At 66.5% G+C, this 18,054-nt stretch carries 17 protein-coding genes; 14 read left to right on the forward strand and 3 right to left on the reverse strand.

All coding sequences use genetic code 11. The features are described 5' to 3' along the window. Positions 1-136 precede the first annotated feature (136 nt). The 11 genes from AB4851_RS16240 (at position 137) to AB4851_RS16290 (ending at position 11,706) form a co-directional block, all read left to right on the forward strand. A complete protein-coding gene (locus AB4851_RS16240) occupies positions 137-694 on the forward strand; it encodes a CidA/LrgA family protein (RefSeq protein WP_414450651.1) in 558 nt (185 codons plus the stop codon). Between the two features lie 17 nt (positions 695-711). Beyond that, positions 712-1,449, forward strand: a complete 738-nt coding sequence (locus AB4851_RS16245; RefSeq protein WP_414450652.1) for an LrgB family protein — start codon at positions 712-714, stop codon at positions 1,447-1,449. A 319-nt stretch (positions 1,450-1,768) separates the two neighbouring features. Next, positions 1,769-2,269: a flagellar basal body-associated protein FliL gene (gene fliL / locus AB4851_RS16250; protein ID WP_414450653.1), complete on the forward strand. Its 501-nt coding sequence runs from the start codon at positions 1,769-1,771 to the stop codon at positions 2,267-2,269. An 18-nt stretch (positions 2,270-2,287) separates the two neighbouring features. Beyond that, a complete protein-coding gene (gene fliM / locus AB4851_RS16255) occupies positions 2,288-3,286 on the forward strand; it encodes a flagellar motor switch protein FliM (RefSeq protein ID WP_414450654.1) in 999 nt (332 codons plus the stop codon). Next, the gene (fliN, locus tag AB4851_RS16260) at positions 3,279-3,725 is read left to right on the forward strand and encodes a flagellar motor switch protein FliN (RefSeq protein WP_414450655.1); all 447 of its coding nucleotides are present in this window, start codon (positions 3,279-3,281) and stop codon (positions 3,723-3,725) included. The genes fliM and fliN overlap by 8 nt, the downstream gene beginning before the upstream one ends. Next, positions 3,722-4,345, forward strand: a complete 624-nt coding sequence (fliO, locus tag AB4851_RS16265; protein WP_414450656.1) for a flagellar biosynthetic protein FliO — start codon at positions 3,722-3,724, stop codon at positions 4,343-4,345. The genes fliN and fliO overlap by 4 nt, the downstream gene beginning before the upstream one ends. Positions 4,346-4,348: 3 nt before the next feature. Further along, positions 4,349-5,161 carry a flagellar type III secretion system pore protein FliP gene (gene fliP, locus AB4851_RS16270; RefSeq protein ID WP_414450657.1) on the forward strand — a complete coding sequence of 271 codons (813 nt, stop codon included), beginning with the start codon at positions 4,349-4,351 and terminating at the stop codon, positions 5,159-5,161. A gap of 8 nt (positions 5,162-5,169) precedes the next feature. Then, positions 5,170-5,442, forward strand: a complete 273-nt coding sequence (gene fliQ / locus AB4851_RS16275; RefSeq protein ID WP_414443478.1) for a flagellar biosynthesis protein FliQ — start codon at positions 5,170-5,172, stop codon at positions 5,440-5,442. 16 nt (positions 5,443-5,458) lie between these two features. Beyond that, complete coding sequence (gene fliR, locus AB4851_RS16280) at positions 5,459-6,238, forward strand: flagellar biosynthetic protein FliR (RefSeq protein ID WP_414443477.1); 780 nt, start codon at positions 5,459-5,461, stop codon at positions 6,236-6,238. A 366-nt stretch (positions 6,239-6,604) separates the two neighbouring features. Further along, positions 6,605-8,629, forward strand: coding sequence for a site-specific DNA-methyltransferase (locus tag AB4851_RS16285; RefSeq protein WP_414450658.1), 2,025 nt, complete (start codon positions 6,605-6,607; stop codon positions 8,627-8,629). Positions 8,630-8,673: 44 nt separating this feature from the next. Next, on the forward strand, positions 8,674-11,706 hold the full coding sequence (locus AB4851_RS16290; protein ID WP_414451870.1) for a type III restriction-modification system endonuclease: 3,033 nt from the start codon (positions 8,674-8,676) through the stop codon (positions 11,704-11,706). A gap of 397 nt (positions 11,707-12,103) precedes the next feature. Here the strand turns inward: AB4851_RS16290 and AB4851_RS16295 are convergent, their stop codons facing one another. Next, positions 12,104-12,922: an anti-sigma factor family protein gene (locus tag AB4851_RS16295; protein WP_414450659.1), complete on the reverse strand. Its 819-nt coding sequence runs from the start codon at positions 12,920-12,922 to the stop codon at positions 12,104-12,106. Beyond that, on the reverse strand, positions 12,919-13,434 hold the full coding sequence (locus AB4851_RS16300; RefSeq protein ID WP_414450660.1) for an RNA polymerase sigma factor: 516 nt from the start codon (positions 13,432-13,434) through the stop codon (positions 12,919-12,921). The genes AB4851_RS16295 and AB4851_RS16300 overlap by 4 nt, the downstream gene beginning before the upstream one ends. A gap of 202 nt (positions 13,435-13,636) precedes the next feature. On the opposite strand from AB4851_RS16300, the gene AB4851_RS16305 reads away from it, so the two are divergent. From AB4851_RS16305 to AB4851_RS16315, 3 genes are all read left to right on the forward strand, one after another. Further along, positions 13,637-14,728 (forward strand): catalase family peroxidase, encoded by a 1,092-nt coding sequence (locus AB4851_RS16305; protein ID WP_414450661.1) that lies wholly within the window; start codon positions 13,637-13,639, stop codon positions 14,726-14,728. Then, positions 14,725-15,261: a cytochrome b gene (locus AB4851_RS16310; protein ID WP_414450662.1), complete on the forward strand. Its 537-nt coding sequence runs from the start codon at positions 14,725-14,727 to the stop codon at positions 15,259-15,261. Before AB4851_RS16305 ends, AB4851_RS16310 begins: the two co-directional genes overlap by 4 nt. 200 nt (positions 15,262-15,461) lie before the next feature. Beyond that, the gene (locus AB4851_RS16315) at positions 15,462-15,773 is read left to right on the forward strand and encodes a hypothetical protein (RefSeq protein ID WP_414450663.1); all 312 of its coding nucleotides are present in this window, start codon (positions 15,462-15,464) and stop codon (positions 15,771-15,773) included. 10 nt (positions 15,774-15,783) lie between these two features. Here AB4851_RS16315 and AB4851_RS16320 read toward each other — a convergent pair whose 3' ends face one another. Then, positions 15,784-18,051 carry a DUF2357 domain-containing protein gene (locus AB4851_RS16320; protein ID WP_414450664.1) on the reverse strand — a complete coding sequence of 756 codons (2,268 nt, stop codon included), beginning with the start codon at positions 18,049-18,051 and terminating at the stop codon, positions 15,784-15,786. Positions 18,052-18,054: the final 3 nt, after the last annotated feature.

Consider the following 18,054-nt stretch of genomic DNA (forward strand, 5'->3'; position numbering starts at 1 on the left):
CGCCTCCGGTGAACGTCAGGGTTCCCGGCCGGGGAATTCCGATCCGGAATGGTTTTGATGGGAACAAGTCATTTTATTTATGACAGCGCCAATCCTATACTCGCCCCATCCCATCGATCAAGCCGCACCCGACGTCATGCCGAAGTTCACGCCCGCCACCGTTTCATCGGCGCCCGCCGCCGAGCCGACCGCCCCCGTGTGCTCGGCTCCGGCCGGGGCGCTGCGGCGCGGGCTGCGCATCGTCTGGCAGGCCGGCGCGCTGGCCGCGCTGTGGGCCGTGCTCGATCAACTGGTGCGGGCGTTCTCGCTGCCGATTCCGGCCGGCATTCTCGGCATGGCGGCGGTGCTCGCGCTGCTGATGTCGGGCCGCCTCGCGCCGGCTGCGGTGAAGGACGGCGCGAACTGGCTGCTCACCGACATGCTGCTGTTCTTCATCCCGGCGACCGTCGCGGCCGTGCAGTACGGCGGGCTGTTCCGCGCCAACGGCTGGCAGCTTGCGCTGTTGCTGGTGGTCGGCACGGCGTTCGTGATGTGCGTGGTGGCGCTGGCCGTCGAGCAGGCCGCGCGCCTGGAACGGCGGCTCGAACGCGGTCGACGCGCGCGCGCGGCACGCCAGATCCGCAAGACCCGTGAAATCCGCCAGGCGCGGGAGGCCCGCGAAGCGCTTGCCCAGCGCGCCCGGCCCGCTGCCTGAGCCGCCCGGAGCCCGTCATGAGATTCGATCTCGTCGATCTCGTCGATTTCTCCGCACTGTCGCCGGCCGCCAACGCCGCGCTCTCGGCCGCCTGCTTCGTCGTGACGATCGCGCTCTATCTCGGCGCGAAGCGGCTGTACCGGGCGCGCAAGACGCTGCTGTTCTCGCCGCTGGTGGCGGTGCCGGTGCTGCTGGTGGCCGCGCTCGCGCTGACCGGCCTGCCCTATCCCGTCTACTTCCACGACACGCGCTGGCTGATGTGGCTGCTCGGGCCGGCCACCATCGCGTTCGCGGTGCCGATTCACGAATACCGGCACCTGATCCGCCGCCACTGGCTGTCGCTGTCGGTGGGCGTGGTGGTGGGAATCGTCGCGGCGGTCGGTGGCTCGCTGCTGCTGGCCAAGCTGCTGCACCTGTCGCCCGAACTGCAGCGCACGCTCGTCACGCGCTCGATCTCGACACCGTTCGCGATCGCCGTGTCGGACCGCCTGCACGCGCCGCACGACCTGACCGCGCTGTTCGTGATCGTCACCGGCGTGTGCGGGATGCTGATGGGCGAATTCATGCTGGCCGTGCTGCCGCTGCGCTCGCGGCTCGCGCGCGGGGCGCTGTTCGGCGCCGCCGCGCATGCGATCGGCACCGCCAAGGCGCGCGAGATCGGCGGCGAGGAAGGCGTGGTGTCGAGCCTGACGATGATGATCGCCGGCGTGGCGATGGTGCTGATCGCGCCGCTGCTCGCGCATTTGCCGATGTAGGTGTGCGCGGCGGGGTTGGGCGGGTGCGGGTTTTGCCGCCCGGCCCGTCCATGTCACCGGATCGCGGCCGATTTACGGCTGACTCCCCGAACGCCCCGTCCAACCACCCGCCCGCCCCGCCCCAGCGAGCCCGAACGCCCGCCCCGCCTCGCTCCCGCAACCCGCCCCGCTTCCGCGCCCACGGCCTTCATCGGGGCTGCCGCGCCCGCCCCGGTTCGACAAACCGGCGAGATAGGCGCAAATCCCCCCTCTGTTCGTCACATCGCGCGACCGGTTGCCCCCTGACAATCCGGCTACGAGTCAACCAGTACGCACGCCCATGGCCACCACCACCGCATCCGCCGCATCCGAACGCCCGCCCACCGGCAAGTTCAAACGCATCATCCTGTTCGCGCTGATCGGCATCGCCCTTGCCGCCGCGGGCGGCGCCGGCGCGTGGTTCTTCCTGTCGAAGCATCCGGCTTCGGCATCGAACGTTCCGCCGTCCCCGCCGCCGCCGCTGGCGACGCCGGTGTTCTTCCCGCTCGAATCGATGACGGTGAACCTGCAATCCGACGACGGCCTGCATTACCTGCGCGTCGGCCTGACGCTGAAGCTGACCGACGCGACCGCGCAGGAATACCTGACCCAGCACATGCCGGAGATCCGCAGCCGGATCCTGCTGGCGCTGTCGAACAAGCATCCGGAAGACCTCGCGTCGCTGGACGGCAAGCGCGCGCTGGCCGACGAGCTGCGCAAGCTGATCGAACAGCCCACGCAGCCGGGCAATCGCAGCGCTCGCGTCGACGAGGTGCTGTTCACCGATTTCGTCGTCCAGTAACGCCGCCAAGGGAGCGCCATGGGCCACGAAGAATTCATGTCGCAGGAGGAGGTCGATGCCCTCCTCAAAGGCGTAACAGGCGAAATCGACTCGAGCGACGAACCCGTCGATCGGGCCAGCGTTCGCCCGTACAACCTGGCGACGCAGGAACGGATCGTCCGCGGGCGCATGCCCGGCATGGAGATCATCAACGATCGCTTCGCGCGTTTGCTGCGGGTCGGCATCTTCAACTTCATGCGCCGTACGGCCGAAATTTCGGTCAGCCAGGTGAAGGTGCAGAAGTACAGCGAATTCACGCGCAACCTGCCGATCCCGACCAACCTGAACCTGGTGCACGTCAAGCCGCTGCGCGGCACGTCGCTGTTCGTGTTCGACCCGAACCTGGTGTTCTTCGTGGTCGACAACCTGTTCGGCGGCGACGGACGGTTCCATACCCGGGTCGAGGGCCGCGATTTCACGCAGACCGAGATGCGCATCATCAGCAGGCTGCTGCATCTGGTCTTCGAGCATTACACGGCGGCCTGGAAGAGCGTGCGGCCGCTGCAGTTCGAGCACGTGCGCTCGGAGATGCACACGCAGTTCGCCAACGTCGCCACGCCCAACGAGATCGTGATCGTCACGCAGTTCTCGATCGAGTTCGGCTCGACCGGCGGCACGCTGCACATCTGCATGCCGTACTCGATGATCGAGCCGATCCGCGACGTGCTGAGTTCGCCGATCCAGGGCGAGGCGCTCGAAGTGGACCGCCGCTGGGTACGCGTGCTGTCGCAGCAGGTGCAGGCCGCCGAGGTCGAATTGGCCGCCGATCTGGCCGAACTGCCGACCACGTTCGAACGGATCCTGAACCTGCGGGTGGGCGACGTGCTGCCGCTCGACATCGGCGACGCCGTGACGGCCAAGGTCGACGGCGTGCCGGTGATGGAATGCGGTTACGGGATTTTCAATGGGCAATACGCGCTGCGGGTGAACCGGATGATCAGCGCAAGCGACACGATGAAGGAAGGTGGATATGACTGAGCTGAACCCGACGCCCGACAGCGAAAAGAAATCCGGCGCCGATGCGGCGGCCGACGATGCCGGCCTGGACGACTGGGCGGCCGCGCTCGCCGAACAGAACGATCAGCCGATCGAGGCCGGCGCGACCGGCGCCGGCGTGTTCCAGCCGCTGTCGAAGGCCGCGTCGACCGCGACCCACAACGACATCGACCTGATTCTCGACATTCCCGTCAAGATGACCGTCGAGCTGGGCCGCACCAAGATCGCGATCCGCAACCTGCTGCAACTCGCGCAGGGTTCGGTGGTGGAGCTGGACGGCCTGGCCGGCGAGCCGATGGACGTGCTGGTCAACGGCTGCCTGATCGCCCAGGGCGAAGTGGTGGTGGTCAACGACAAGTTCGGCATCCGGCTGACCGACATCATCACGCCGTCCGAGCGCATCCGGAAGCTGAACCGATGAACGCCGCAACCGCGCCCGTCGCGCCCGTCGCGCGCGCCGTGCCGGTGGTGCGGGCCGTGCGGCCACGCATCGCGGGTGTGGCCGCCGCCGCGGCGCTGGCCGTGTCGGCCCTGGCTCCGGCCATGGCAGGCGCGGCCGACATGAACGCCGTCAACCACCCCGCGGCCTACGCGTCGGGCGTGGTGGTCGGCTCCGCGGTGCCCTCGCTCGGCGCGGGCGCCGTGCTGCAAACCGTGGTCGGCCTGGCCGTGGTGATCGGCCTGGTGTTCGGCTGCGCCTGGCTCGCGCGCCGCTTCGGGTTCCAGCCCGCGCGGCGCGGCGGCGCGCTGAAGGTGGTGGCGAGCGTGGCGGTGGGCGGCAAGGAAAGCGCCACCGTGGTCGAGATCGGCGACACCTGGCTGGTGCTGGGCGTCGCGCCCGGCAACGTGCGGCTGCTCCATACGTTGCCGGCCGGTTCGACCGAGGCGGCGGGCGCGAGCGCCGGCAACGCACCGCAAGGCCCGGGCAACGCCCCGCCGGCCGACGACGCGCTGGCCGGCTCGTTCGGCGAGCGCTTTCGCAGCGCGCTGGGCGGTGAAGTCGCCAAGCGGCTGGGCGGCCGAGGCCGCAAGGATTCCTGAGATATGACGCTGTTTCGATCGATCGCGCGGATTGCGCAGCGGGCGCGTCGCGCCCCGCTGGCCGTGCGCGCGCTGACGCTGGCCGCCGTGCTGCTGCCGCTGGCGGCGCTGACGCTGCCGTCGCTGGCCCACGCGCAGGCGCAGGGCCTGCCGGCCTTCAATACGAGCCCTGGCCCGAACGGCGGCACCACGTATTCGTTGAGCGTGCAGACCATGCTGCTGCTCACGATGCTGTCGTTCCTGCCGGCCATCGTGCTGATGATGACGAGCTTCACGCGCATCATCATCGTGCTGTCGCTGCTGCGCCAGGCGCTCGGCACCACCACCACCCCGCCTAACCAGGTGCTGGTGGGCCTCGCGCTGTTCCTGACGCTGTTCGTCATGTCGCCGGTGCTCGACCGCGCCTACAACGACGGCTACAAGCCGTTCTCGGCCGGCACGCTGCCGATGGATCAGGCGGTGCAGCGCGGCCTCGCGCCGTTCAAGACCTTCATGCTCAAGCAGACCCGCGAGACCGATCTCGCGCTGTTCGCAAAGATCGCCAAGGCGCCGCCGATGCAGGGCCCGGAAGATGTGCCGCTGCCGCTGCTGGTGCCCGCGTTCCTGACCAGCGAGCTGAAGACCGGCTTCCAGATCGGCTTCACGATCTTCATCCCGTTCGTGATCATCGACCTGGTGGTGGCGAGCGTGCTGATGTCGATGGGGATGATGATGGTCTCGCCGACCACCATCTCGCTGCCGTTCAAACTGATGCTGTTCGTGCTGGTGGATGGCTGGCAACTGCTGATCGGCTCGCTCGCGCAAAGCTTCACCTAGGAGCGGCGATGACTCCCGAAACCGTCATGACGCTGGCCCATCAGGCGATGATGATCGGCCTGCTGCTGGCCGCGCCGCTGCTGCTGGTGGCGCTGGTGGTGGGCCTGGTCGTCAGCCTGTTCCAGGCGGCCACGCAGATCAACGAAACCACGCTGTCGTTCATCCCGAAGCTGATCGCGGTGGTGGTGGCGATGGTGATCGCCGGGCCGTGGATGCTGTCCACGCTGGTCGACTACACGCGCGACATCCTGATGCATGTCGCCACGCTCGGCGTCAGTTGAGCGCCGCGCCCCGCCGATGTTCTCCGTTACCTACGCGCAACTGAACGTCTGGCTGACGGCCTTCCTGTGGCCGTTCGTGCGCATCCTCGCGCTGGTCGCAACAGCACCGCTGATCGGCAACGCGGCGGTGCCGGTGCGCGTCAAGATCGGCGTGTCGGCGTTCGTCGCGATCGCCGTGGCGCCCGCGCTCGGGCCGCTGCCGCAGGCTACGGTGTTCTCGGCCGAAGGCATCTGGATCCTGATCAACCAGTTCCTGATCGGCGTATCGCTCGGCTTCACGATGCAGATCGTGTTCGCCGTGGTGGAGGCCGCCGGCGATTACATCGGCCTGCAGATGGGCCTGGGCTTTGCCACCTTCTTCGATCCGCACGCCGGCACCACGCCGATGCTGGGCCGCGTGCTCAACGCGTTCGCGATGCTCGCGTTCGTGGCGTTCGACGGGCATCTGCAATTGATCGCGGGCATCGTCGAATCGTTCTCCAGCGTGCCGGTGTCGGCCGACCTGCTGCATCCGGCGGGCTGGCGCGTGATCGTCGGGGCCGGCATCAACGTGTTCTCGATGGGGCTGCTGCTCGCGCTGCCGGTGGTGGCGGCGCTCTTGATCGCCAACCTGGCGCTCGGCATCCTGAACCGCGCCGCGCCGCAGATCGGCATCTTCCAGGTGGGCTTTCCCGTGCTGATGCTGGTCGGGATGCTGCTGGTGCAGTTGATGGTGCCCAACATGATTCCGTTCTTCTCGCGCCTGTTCGACAACGGCTACGAGATGATGGGCCGCGTGGCGGCGGGCTTCCGTTAAAATTCGGCTCACGTTGTGCAAACCGGCCCCGCGGCCGGCCATGCCCTTCCCCGTGTTCCGCCCTCCGCTCCCTGCTTCGCCCGCTTCCATCGGGCGCGCCGCGAACGCTGCCTGGCGGGCGCGGCGAAGCGCCGCCGCCGGCCGCTGCGCCGGCCCGGTTTCACACCCCAGAATGTTCGTCCGGCCGCCCGGCCCGCTCGGCGCTTTTCGCGCGCCCTGACGCGCCGGGCGCGACCCTCGGTCCACCGTTCCCGCCGCGCCCGCCCTGCCCGCGCAAGCCGTGTTCGCCACACGGCGCGCCGGCCATCGCGGCATGTCGCGGCAGATGCCGGGGAACCCCGAGCCGGCGCGCCACTCAAGCTTGATATGGAAAACACGATGCAGAAGATCGAATCCGCCAGTCCCGAGGCCCGCTCCGCGGATCTCGCGGAGGACAACCTGGCGCGGCTCCGGGCGCTGTTCCCCGAGGCCGTCACCGAAGGCCCCGACGGCGCCGCGCTCGACCTCGACGTGCTGCGCGCGCTGGTGGGCGAACGCACCGTGGGCGAGGCCGACGAGAAATACGGCCTGGCCTGGCACGGCAAGCGCCGCGCGCGCCAGCTCGCGCTGACACCCTCCACCGGCACGCTGCGGCCCTGCCGCGACGAAAGCCTGAGCTGGGACGACACGCGCAACCTGATGGTCGAGGGCGACAACCTCGAAGTGCTCAAGCTGCTGCACAAGAGCTACGCCGGCTCGGTCAAGCTCGTCTATATCGATCCGCCGTACAACACCGGCAAGGAATTCGTCTACCCGGACAACTTCACCGACAGCCTGCGCCACTACCTCACGCTGACCGGCCAGGCGGCCGGCGGCGTCAAGGTCAGCAGCCACACCGAGGCGAGCGGCCGGTTCCATACCGACTGGCTCAACATGATGTACCCGCGCCTGAAGCTCGCGTTCGACCTGCTCGCGCGCGACGGCCTGATCGCCGTGCATATCGACGAGCACGAACTGCCGGCGCTGGTGCTGGTGATGCGCGAGATCTTCGGCGAGGAGAACGAACTCGGCGTGGCGGTGTGGGACAAGCGCAACCCGAAGGGCGACGCGCGCGGCATCGCGTATCAGCACGAATCGATCGTGCTGTTCGCGCGCGACGCCGAATGGCTCTACGAGCACGCGCCGCTCAAGCGCCCGAAGCGCAACGCGCAGCGCATGCTCGACGCCGCGCACGACGCGATCGCCGATACCGCCACCATCGCCGAGGCCACGCAGGCCTACCGCGCGTGGCTGCGCACGCAAACCACGCTGTCGGGCGGCGAGGCGATGTACGACCGGCTGTCGCCGGACGGGCGCGTCTACCGGCTCGTGTCGATGGCCTGGCCGAACAAGAAGCGCGCGCCGGATGACTACTTCATCGCCCTGACCCACCCCGTTACCGGCAAGCCCTGCCCGGTGCCCGAACGCGGCTGGCGCAACCCGCCCGCCACCATGCGCGAGCTGCTCGACAAGGGCTTGATCGAATTCGGCGCGGACGACACCACCCAGCCGCAGCGGATCTATTTCCTCGACGAGAACCTGCACGAGAACGTGCCGTCGATCCTGCCGTTCGGCGGCTCCGACGACGCGCGCCTGAAGGCGCTGGCGATCCCGTTCGACCTGCCCAAGCCCACCGATTTCTCGGCCGCGCTGGTGGGCTGGCTCACGGGCGGCGACGACCTCGTGCTCGACTGCTTCGCCGGCTCCGGCACCACCGCGCACGCGGTGATGGAAGCCAACGCCGCCGACGGCGGCCGCCGCCGTTTCGCGCTGGTGCAACTGCCCGAGCCGCTCGATGCGTCGAGCAAGGATCAGAAGGCCGCGGCCGAGTTCTGCGCGAAGCTCAAGCGCCCGGCCAACCTCGCCGAGATCACCAAGGAACGGCTGCGCCGTGCCGCCGCGAAGATCGTCGACGCGCATCCCGAGGCCGCCATCGACGTGGGCTTTCGCGTGTTCCGGCTCGATTCCACCAACGTGGTGGAATGGGACCCGCGCGGCGCGAACGTGCAGCAATCGCTGCTGGATGCGGTCGAACACATCAAGGCCGGCCGCACCGACCAGGACTTGCTGGCCGAACTGACCATCAAGCTCGGCCTCGATCTGTGCGCGCCGGTGGACACGCTGCCGATCGCGGGCAAGCAGGTGCACGTGATCGCCGGCGCGATCGTCGCGTGCTTCGCGGCGCGCATCGATCGTTCGGAAGCCGAAGTATTGGCGCAGGGCATCGTGGGCGTGCTCGATGCGGTGGATGCCCCGCCCGTGCACGACGTGACCTGCGTGTTCCGCGACGGCGCGTTCGTGGACGACGTGGCCAAGGTGAACCTCTCGGCGATCCTCGAACAGCACGGAATCCGTTCCGTCCGGAGCTTGTGATGGCGCGCAACACGTTCGACGCGCAGGCCGCGGGCGCGCCGATGATGGAACTGCATTTCGAGGCCGATCTCGATTACCAGATCGAGGCGGTCAACGCGGTGTGCGACCTGTTTCGCGGGCAGGATGCGCATCGCGCCGCGTTCAGCGTGGATGCGGCTGAAATTGGCGACGGCGCCACCAGCGCCGCGCGCCAGATGCCGATCGGCGTGGCCGAGACGGCGCTCGCGGTGGGCAACCGGCTGGCGATCGACGAGGCCGCGCTCGCGCGCAACCTGGCCGACGTGCAGGTGCGCGGCGGCCTCGCGCCGTCGGGGCCGCTGGCGTCCACCGATTTCACCGTCGAGATGGAAACCGGCACCGGCAAGACCTATGTGTACCTGCGCACGATCTTCGAGCTGCATCGCCGCTACGGCTTCACGAAGTTCGTGATCGTGGTGCCGTCGGTCGCGATCAAGGAAGGCGTGCACAAGACGCTCGACATCACGCGCTCGCATTTCCGCCGGCTCTACGACGGCGTGCCGTTCGACTATTTCCTGTACGACTCGACCAAGCTCGGCCAGGTGCGCCGTTTCGCGGCCAGCGCGAACGTGCAGATCATGGTCGCCACCGTGGCCTCGATCAACCGCAAGGACGTCAACAATCTCTACAAGCCGAGCGAGAAGACCGGCGGCGAGAAGCCGATCGACCTGATTCGCGCGACGCGGCCGATCCTGATCGTCGACGAGCCGCAAAGCGTGGACGGCGGCCTCGAAGGCCGCGGCAAGGAGGCGCTCGACGCGATGGCGCCGCTCTGCACGCTGCGCTATTCGGCCACGCACGCGGACCTCTATCAAATGGTCTACCGGCTCGATGCGGTGGATGCCTACGAGCGGCGTCTCGTCAAGCAGATCGAGGTGGCGTCGGCCACGGTGGAAGATGCGCACAACAAGCCTTACGTGCGGCTCGTATCGGTCAGCAACCGGCGCGGCACGATCGCCGCGCGGGTGGAACTCGACGTGGCCGCGCCGTCGGGCGTCGAGCGCCAGACCGTGACGGTCGGCGACGGCGACCTGCTCGAACGCGTGACGCGCCGCGCCGTGTACGCCGATTACCGGATCGGCGAGATCGACACCACGCGCGGCAACGAATTCGTCGAACTGCGCTACCCGGGCGGCGAGGCGTTCCTTGCGGTGGGCGATGCGCACGGCGACGTCGATCCGCTCGCGATCCAGCGCGAGATGATCCGCCGCACGATCCGCGAGCATCTCGACAAGGAGCTGCGCCTGAAGCCGCTCGGCGTCAAGGTGCTGTCGCTGTTCTTCGTCGACAGCGTGGAGCGCTACCGGCGCTACGAACCGGGTGGCGTGGCCGTCAAGGGGCCGTACGCGGCGATCTTCGAAGATGAGTACAAGCGTGCGGCGCGGCTGCCGCTGTACCGCGCGCTGTTCGCGAACTTCGATCCGGCGACCGACGTGGAAGCGGCGCACGACGGCTATTTCTCGATCGACCGCAAGGGCGGCTGGACCGAAACCAGCGACAGCAATGCGAGCGGCCGCGAGAACGCCGAGCGCGCCTACGGGCTGATCATGCGCGAGAAGGAGCGGCTGCTGTCGTTCGCCACGCCGCTGCGCTTCATCTTCTCGCACTCGGCGCTCAAGGAAGGCTGGGACAACCCGAACGTGTTCCAGATCTGCACGCTGCGCGACATCCGCACCGAGCGCGAGCGGCGCCAGACCATCGGCCGCGGGCTGCGGCTGGCCGTCGATCAGCGCGGCGAACGGGTGCGCGGTTTCGACGTCAACACGCTCACCGTGGTCGCGACCGAAAGCTACGAGCAGTTCGCCGCGAACCTGCAGCGGGAGATCGAGGCCGATACCGGCATTCGCTTCGGCATCGTCGATACGCACCAGTTCGCCGCGATTCCGGTGACGAACGGCGACGGCACCGCCGCACCGCTCGGCATGACGCGCTCGGCCGCGTTGTGGGCGCACCTGCACGAGGGCGGCTTCATCGATGCCCAGGGCAAGGTGCTCGATACGCTGAAGATCGTGCTCAAGGGTGGTGTGCTGCCGTTGCCCGAGGCGTTCGAGCCGCTGCGGCACCGGATCGTCGAGTTGCTGCGCAAGCTGTCGGGCCGGCTCGACGTGCGCAACGCCGACGACCGCCGCCTGCTCGCGCTGCGCACCGACGCGAACGGGCAACCGGTGGTGCTGGGCGAGGCGTTCCAGGCGCTCTGGAGCCGCGTGCAGGCCCGCACGACGTATCGCGTGAGCTTCGATGACGCCGCGCTCGTCGAGGCCTGCATCGCGGCGCTGAAGGCCGCGCCCGAGGTGCCGCGCGCGCGCTTGCAATGGCGCAAGGCCGACATCTCGATCGGCAAGGCCGGCGTGGAGGCCACCGAAACCGCGTCGGCCGGCACCGTGGTGCTCGACGAGGGTGACGTTGCACTGCCCGACCTGCTCACCGAATTGCAGGACCGCACCCAGCTCACGCGCCGCACGCTGGCCGCCGTGCTGACCGGCAGCGGCCGGCTCGATGCGTTCCGCATCAATCCGCAGGCGTTCATCGCGCTGGTGAGCGACGCCGTGAACCGCTGCAAGCGGCAGGCGCTGGTCGACGGCATCGCCTACAAGCGGATTGGCGACGGCGTGGTTTGGCCGCTCGCGCGCTTCGTCGACGAGCCCGTGACCGGCTATCGCAAGGATTTGCGCGAGGACGCGCGCAAATCGATCACCACGGCCATCGCCGTGGATTCGGCGGCCGAGCGCGCGTTCGTGGATGCGCTGGAGGCTCGCGAGGCCGTGACGCTGTACGCGAAGCTGCCGGCCTGGTTCCGCGTGCCGACGCCGCTGGGCGACTACCGGCCCGATTGGCTCGTGCTGGTCGAGCAGGCCGGTTCGCCGAGCCAGTGCTATGTGGTCGAGATGGACAGCCGCACCGACGATGCCGAACTGCGTGGCCGCGAGCGCCGCAAGATCGGCTGCGGCGAGGCGCATTTCAAGGCGATTGCCGGGGCGCAGGGGCCGGTGCATTTCGTGCGGGCCCGGACCGTGGATGATTTGCTGGGGGTGACGGGGCAGCGGTCGTTCGGGTTTTAGGATTTCGAGCTTGGATGGCTGTGGAAGGCCGGCGCGACGGAATGTTGCGCCGGCCTTTTTTCATGGGCGAGTGGATGCCGTCTCGTTGCCCACACAGCATTCGGAACCGGTTGTGCACGCACTTATCCACGCCGGTGGCTATCCCCACCGGTTCTTAGCTTTGCGTATACACAAGTAGTAGTAGTTAACAAGGGGCGTCTGCCGCTGTGGATAACCACGTTTACGCCTTTTCGATCAGTGCTGTGCAGCCCGCACAACTGTGCCGGAGCGATGTGAACAGTCACAGGAAACACAGAACAACTTTCCGCACAGGCTGTGCAGATCCGTGTTTTACCCAATCTGTCCACAGGCTATCCGCTGTGATTTCCTGTGCGGCGCGTCGGCCGACGCGGTTGTATCAGCCGCGCACGACGGCCAGCGCGCTGCCGAGCGCCGCGTCGTCCACGCCGTGGGTCGGCGCGATCAGCGCGTAGTTGTAGCCCTGGTGCGAGCCGTACTGCGCGAGCAGCGCGCCGTCGCGACGCGAGCCGTTCTTCAGCAGCACGCGCTCCGAGCCGCCCGGCGGGCGCACGTAGAAGCTGACCGCGTGGCCGGTGTCGTCCTGATAGAGCACCATCGCCGACGGGCCGTCCTCGGTCGCGAACAGGCGGCCGCCCACCGGCTTGAAGCCGGCCTTCGACAGATCGGGCAGGCGGATCGCGCTGCCGACCGAGCGGTCGAGCCAGGCCTGCAGGTCCGCCGGCTGGTGCGTGACGACGTCCACCTGCGCGCTGCGGTCCACCACCAGCCGGTAGGCGGCCAGCGCGTCGCCCATCGGCTTGATCGTCGCGGAAGCCGGCAGCAGGGCGCCGTTGTTGCCGTTGGCGTTTTGCGCCAGCACCGGGCCGCTGTCGATCTGCCAGCCGCGCATCATCCAGCCGGCGCCGCCGCCGAGCCCGACGCACAGGAACAACGCCGCCGCGATCGCGCCGCGCATGCGCAGCCGCGCGTGGCGGTTGGCGCGAAGCAGGGCCGGATCGAGTTCGCGGGTGGGCGGCGGCAGCGGCAGGCCGTCGAGCGCGGCGCGCAGCGCCTGCGCGTCGCGGCGCCACTGGCGCATTTGCTCGGCGCGCTGCGGATGGTGGTCGAGCCAGCGTTCGACGGCAGCGCGCGAGGGCGCGTCGAGGCGGCCGTCGACATAGGCCTGGAGATCGTGGTCGTCGGGCGGAATGTTCATTTCATCAGTCGCAGCGTGGGAGCGGGGGATTCGCCGTCGCCGAGCGCGCGCAGCGCGGCGCGGGCGCGCGAGAGGCGCGACATCACGGTGCCGATCGGGATATCGAGCAGCTCCGCCACCTCGCGGTAGCTGAAGCCCTCGACCGCGACCAGCAGCAGCAGGCTGCGCTGCTCGGTCGTCAGCTTGCCGAACGCATCGAGCATCGAGCGTGTGACCACTTCGTCCTCGGCCGACGGCCATTGCGGCTCGTCTTCGCCGCCGAGCCGGCCGAGCAGCCAGGCGTAGCGCTTGGCGCTGCGGCGCGAATCGAGGAACTGGCGGTAGAGAATCGTAAACAGCCAGCTGCGCAGCGCGGCCGGCTCGCGACGCTCGCTCCAGTGCGTCAGCGCACGTTCCATCGACGCCTGCACGAGATCGTCGGCGGCGTGGACGTCGCGGGTCAGCCAGAGTGCGAAGCGCCGCAATCGCGGCAGCAGTTCGCGCAACGAATCGTCGAGATCGGCAGTGGACATGGTGGGCCGTCGGGCGGCGCGGGTGGATATCTGCGTGAGACGCCGGCCGCTCGACTTTATTCCATTTCGAGATAGGGTTGAGGGCGGCGCACCGGTTTGACGCCTGCCGCGAAGAAATTTCGGGTGGCGAGGGAATAAAGCGTCTTGCCGTTCGTCTTATGCGCGTCCCCCCTAAACGACTTCCAGGTCAGGAGCGAAACTGATGGCGCATCCTCCCCCCAATTCACCGACCCCGCCGAGCGGCGGCAACGCCTGGCGCTGGTTGCTGATCGGCGGCGTGGCCGCGGCTGCCGTGGCCGCCTTCGCCTATACCGGCGGCTGGATTACGCCGCATCGGCTGACGGCCGATCGGATCGTCAACGGGCTGCAAGGCCCCGGCGACCCGCACCCCGGCTTCCGCCGCAACCACGCCAAGGGCATTTGCGTGACCGGCAGCTTCGAGAGCAATGGCGACGGCGCCGCCTGGTCGAGTGCGCCGTTCTTCGCGGCCGGCGTCAGCACGCCCGTGGTGGGGCGCTTCGCCGTGCCCGGCGGCAATCCTTATGCACCCGACACCAGCGTGCCGATCCGCAGCCTCGCGCTGCGCCTGACCGCGCCCGACGGCGCGCAGTGGCGCACCGGCATGAACGCCATGCCCGTGTTCCCGGTGGCGACGCCGGAGGCGTTCTACGCCCAACTGGTGGCCACCCAGCCCGATCCGGCCACCGGCAAGCCCGATCCGAAGAAAGTTGGCGCGTTCTTCGCCTCGCACCCCGAGACCGCCGCGTTCCGCGCCTGGGTCAAGACGGCCAAGCCCAGCGCGAGCTTCGCCACCGAGAGTTACTACGGCATCAACGCGTTCTATTTCGTCGATGCGCAGGGCGCGAAGCACGCGGTGCGCTGGCGCGTGGTGCCGGAGCAGCAGGACGGCGCCGTGGCGAGCGGCCCGAACGTGCTGCAGCCCGACCTCGAGGAACGGCTCGCCAAGGGGCCGCAACGCTGGCACTGGCTCGTGACGTTCGCCAACCCGGGCGACCCGGTTGACGACGCCACCAAGCCGTGGCCTGCCGACCGCAAGACCATCGACCTCGGCACGTTGACGCTCAACCAGGCCGAGGCGCAGGACAGCGGCCCGTGCCGCGACATCAACTACGACCCCACGGTGCTGCCGCGCGGCATCGAGGTGTCCGACGATCCGCTGCTGGCGGCGCGCTCGGCCGCCTATGCCGTGTCCTACCGCCGACGCACCAGCGAGGAAGCTGCCGTGCCCGGCTATGCGCAACCCAAGGCTCCGGCCGCGACGGAGGGCAAATGATGAAGAACGCTAACGGGTTCAATCCGATCGCGCGGCTGCTGCACTGGCTGATGGCCGCGATGATCATCGCGATGCTGTTTATCGGGGTGGGGATGGTCAATTCCGTGTCGCTGCGGCACGCGATGCTGATCGCGATCCACAAGCCGCTCGGCATCGCCATCCTCGTGCTGGTGATCGTGCGGCTGGTGGTGCGCTTCACCAACCGGCCGCCGCCCTTGCCGCAGGATCTGCCGGTGTGGCAGAAGGCGGCTGCGCATCTGTCGCATTGGGTGTTGTACGGGCTGATGCTGGCGATGCCGCTGATCGGCTGGGCCATGCTGTCGGCGGGTGGGTATCCGGTGATGCTCGGCGGTGGCGTGCAGCTGCCGGCGCTGATGGGGGCCGATCCGGTGGCGTTCGCGTGGCTGCGCAATGCGCACGAGGTGCTGGCGTTCGTGCTGTTTGCCGCGGTGGTGGGGCATTTGGCGGCCGCGCTGTTCCATGGGTTGATCCGGCGCGATGGCGTGCTGGGGAGCATGGTGCGGGGGCGGTGAGGTTCTTCGGGCTTTCTTGGCCCTTGCCCTGTATCGATCGCACGCCCGCTTTTGCGGGCGTGTTTTTTATTTATGGCGTCGCGGCTCGCCGCGGCTTCATGGACGGGAATGAATGGCCGGTTGGCCGGGTCGAAGGGGAGCGAACGAACCGGCCGGGTGACCGGTAGGCAGGATGGCTTTCTTCACGAAGGAGTGAAACCGTGGCGGTAATGGCTTGCAGGCATCATGGGCGCAGCGACGGCGAATACGTCACGAAGACGCTGGCCGCGTGGATCAACGACCGGTCGAAGTGGCGCGATGCGCCGAACGTGGTGCTGCTGCGCGCGATGGATGACACGATCGAGTTTCCGTTTTTTGCGATTGAGAATGAAGTGGCGGCGTTGATGGAGGAGTTTGGTGGGGTGGGGCAGGGGGAAGGGGTTTACCAGTTCGCGGATGAACGGCGGTTCGATGCGCTGATGGGGAGGGTGACGGCGGCTTGTTTGCGGTGTTTGGGGGAGATGGGGGAGTAAGGCGGTGTATTTATTGCGACAGGTCACGCCAAAGCACGCTTATCGGTTCGCCATAGGATATCCCTAAGCTACGCGCATACTGCTCGATCGATTTCGCCGACATGTGAGATGTGGGATGGTGGCTGCCTAACCATGTGAGCTGAATACACCAGTAGCTTTCTTGCGGCTGCCAATATCCCATCGCCTTCATTGCCGTTTCGGAGACTCGTTCGGCATCCGACACAATTCGCGCCAACGCAATATCATCTGTCGAGGGGCAATACAAAAGTAAGATTTGGCTTTGCAAGAGCTCAGCATCGACACTAACGCCGCCATGCCGTCCTTCGGCACGCACGTTGTAGATTTTATGCGAACGAATCCAGTCCCAATGGGTTTGGTTCTTTACATACCCAAGTAGCACGCGCATGTCGGGCGGTGGCGTAGAGAGCACGCTAGGCATTGCGTCGAAGTTGGACTCGCCATATGTATCTTGTAACCAATACCGGCCACGTTCGTGTCTTGTGAGACGAGTCGCGACGTGATCCAAAACATCATTGATGAACCGACTGAGCGGTATGGTTCCACTGACATGGCCGCTATCTGTGGGTCTTAAGACGAATGCGCCAAGACCCGGGAGCAGTTCGTGATATTCGAGGAACTGATGCTTTTCAGCTTCGGCGTCGCCGCCGGGATAGATTACATATGCGCCTGCTGTGCGATGAATTGCATCACGGTACGCATGCATTTTCAGTAGATCCGCTCTGAGCACGCCACCGCGATTGAGCATTACCTCGCCGTCACCCACACCGTGACTATCCTCCGGATCATCACCGAAGATCTCCTTAACGAAATCAACGCGATACTTGGCATCGAAGTGAATAACGATGGGGTCAAAGCTCGATGGCTCTTCGTTCGCGGGGCTGATAAGTAGCGAATAGTCTGGCCGCATCGGGCGAGTCCACGAGCCAACGCGCTTTTTATCGCGGTTAAACGTGCGATTGAAGCAAAGTTCAACTTGAATTTTTCGATCGAAGCGCTCGACGATCCCCTTAAGAACGGTTTCGACGCCGGTACGAATGCCTACGGTCAGACCATTGGCTTCGTATCTCACCAACGGGCTCATATCGAAAGGTTGGCCTATCGCTGCGCCGACGATCTTTGATAGCTGAATAAATGCCCAATATTCATACAAGGTGGCAACGTCACGTTGGCCAGCATCAAAGTCATCGGCGTTGCGTTGCCACGAAAGTCGAGCTGCGAACTCGATCTCGATGTACGCCTTGAAGATGTCTCGATAGCCCTCTCGCTTCTGGAGGACCTGATCGCTTGCAGGAAAGTGCGTGAGTCGCCCAACGTCGGCAAATACATCGTGCTGCAGTGTTTCTTCAAGTTGTGACATCACAGCGAGGATTTCTCGGCGTCCACGCGCCGTTGCCGGTGTTGTCTGTGCGTTCTCTAGCCCGCGATCGATATCGCCCAACATCTGCAGCCATTGCTCAAGAGAAAATTTAACAAAGCGATTAGGCGGCGTATCGTGCGTGGGCGTCGTCTGCACTCGTTCTATGTGTGAAGGGATGACCGCAATCGGGCCGCTGGGCCATGCTGACCGCGGCCCACTTTTCGCAAGTTGCCGCAGTACTTTTGAATCGGCACGCATCCCTGCACTGGACCGGACAACCTCGGTGACGGGTTCCCAAGCGACATGCGGTCGTCTGACCACTTCGCGCAGAGCGCCTTGAAAGCTCTCGTTTTCAAATAACGCGCGCAGGAACGTGAAGCGTTGATAAAGCGTGATGGCGTCTCGGGTTTCATCGATCTCGAAATGCGTATCGCTGACAGCGAATCGGTCCATGACGAGTTCAGTCATCTGTTCGGCAATATCACGGAGCATCCAACGATACTCGGATCGGTAGGCCAATTTGCGAGAGCGAACCTCAAGCTCGAGCTCACCAAGGATGCTATCGCCTGCACGCAGGACAACACGTATTAGGCCTGTCGATAACCCTGTACGAATACGTCCAGCATGGCCCTCAACCGTATCGGGTTGAAACATTTCTTCGGGGTCAGTGTTCACGCTAAGGGCGCCGGTACAGACATCCTTCCAAACATATCGATACTCGGTGCCCTCCAACAATTCCAGCTTACTGGTGAGCGAATCGGTGCTAGATGCATTGTCTTCGATCCAAAGCACATCTCTGCGAGCGTTGCTTGCTTTCGGCAGCACGGCGATGCAAAGGCGTGCCGTTGGCTTACCTGTTGAGTTGAGTAACGCAATCGAAGTTTCTAAGACAGCGTGCACAAT

Source organism: Burkholderia sp. 22PA0099 (assembly GCF_047497165.1).
Taxonomy (GTDB): domain Bacteria; phylum Pseudomonadota; class Gammaproteobacteria; order Burkholderiales; family Burkholderiaceae; genus Burkholderia.

What these genes read in the sequence shown, in the direction of transcription:
- fliL (WP_414450653.1), top strand. Translation starts at nt 1,769, where the DNA reads ATGGCCACCACCACCGCATCCGCCGCATCCGAACGCCCGCCCACCGGC.
- fliR (WP_414443477.1), top strand. Translation starts at nt 5,459, where the DNA reads ATGTTCTCCGTTACCTACGCGCAACTGAACGTCTGGCTGACGGCCTTC.
- AB4851_RS16290 (WP_414451870.1), top strand. Translation starts at nt 8,674, where the DNA reads ATGGAACTGCATTTCGAGGCCGATCTCGATTACCAGATCGAGGCGGTC.
- fliN (WP_414450655.1), top strand. Translation starts at nt 3,279, where the DNA reads ATGACTGAGCTGAACCCGACGCCCGACAGCGAAAAGAAATCCGGCGCC.
- fliQ (WP_414443478.1), top strand. Translation starts at nt 5,170, where the DNA reads ATGACTCCCGAAACCGTCATGACGCTGGCCCATCAGGCGATGATGATC.
- AB4851_RS16245 (WP_414450652.1), top strand. Translation starts at nt 712, where the DNA reads ATGAGATTCGATCTCGTCGATCTCGTCGATTTCTCCGCACTGTCGCCG.
- fliM (WP_414450654.1), top strand. Translation starts at nt 2,288, where the DNA reads ATGGGCCACGAAGAATTCATGTCGCAGGAGGAGGTCGATGCCCTCCTC.
- AB4851_RS16295 (WP_414450659.1), bottom strand. Translation starts at nt 12,922, where the DNA reads ATGAACATTCCGCCCGACGACCACGATCTCCAGGCCTATGTCGACGGC.
- AB4851_RS16310 (WP_414450662.1), top strand. Translation starts at nt 14,725, where the DNA reads ATGATGAAGAACGCTAACGGGTTCAATCCGATCGCGCGGCTGCTGCAC.
- AB4851_RS16305 (WP_414450661.1), top strand. Translation starts at nt 13,637, where the DNA reads ATGGCGCATCCTCCCCCCAATTCACCGACCCCGCCGAGCGGCGGCAAC.
- AB4851_RS16285 (WP_414450658.1), top strand. Translation starts at nt 6,605, where the DNA reads ATGGAAAACACGATGCAGAAGATCGAATCCGCCAGTCCCGAGGCCCGC.
- fliP (WP_414450657.1), top strand. Translation starts at nt 4,349, where the DNA reads ATGACGCTGTTTCGATCGATCGCGCGGATTGCGCAGCGGGCGCGTCGC.
- fliO (WP_414450656.1), top strand. Translation starts at nt 3,722, where the DNA reads ATGAACGCCGCAACCGCGCCCGTCGCGCCCGTCGCGCGCGCCGTGCCG.
- AB4851_RS16240 (WP_414450651.1), top strand. Translation starts at nt 137, where the DNA reads ATGCCGAAGTTCACGCCCGCCACCGTTTCATCGGCGCCCGCCGCCGAG.
- AB4851_RS16300 (WP_414450660.1), bottom strand. Translation starts at nt 13,434, where the DNA reads ATGTCCACTGCCGATCTCGACGATTCGTTGCGCGAACTGCTGCCGCGA.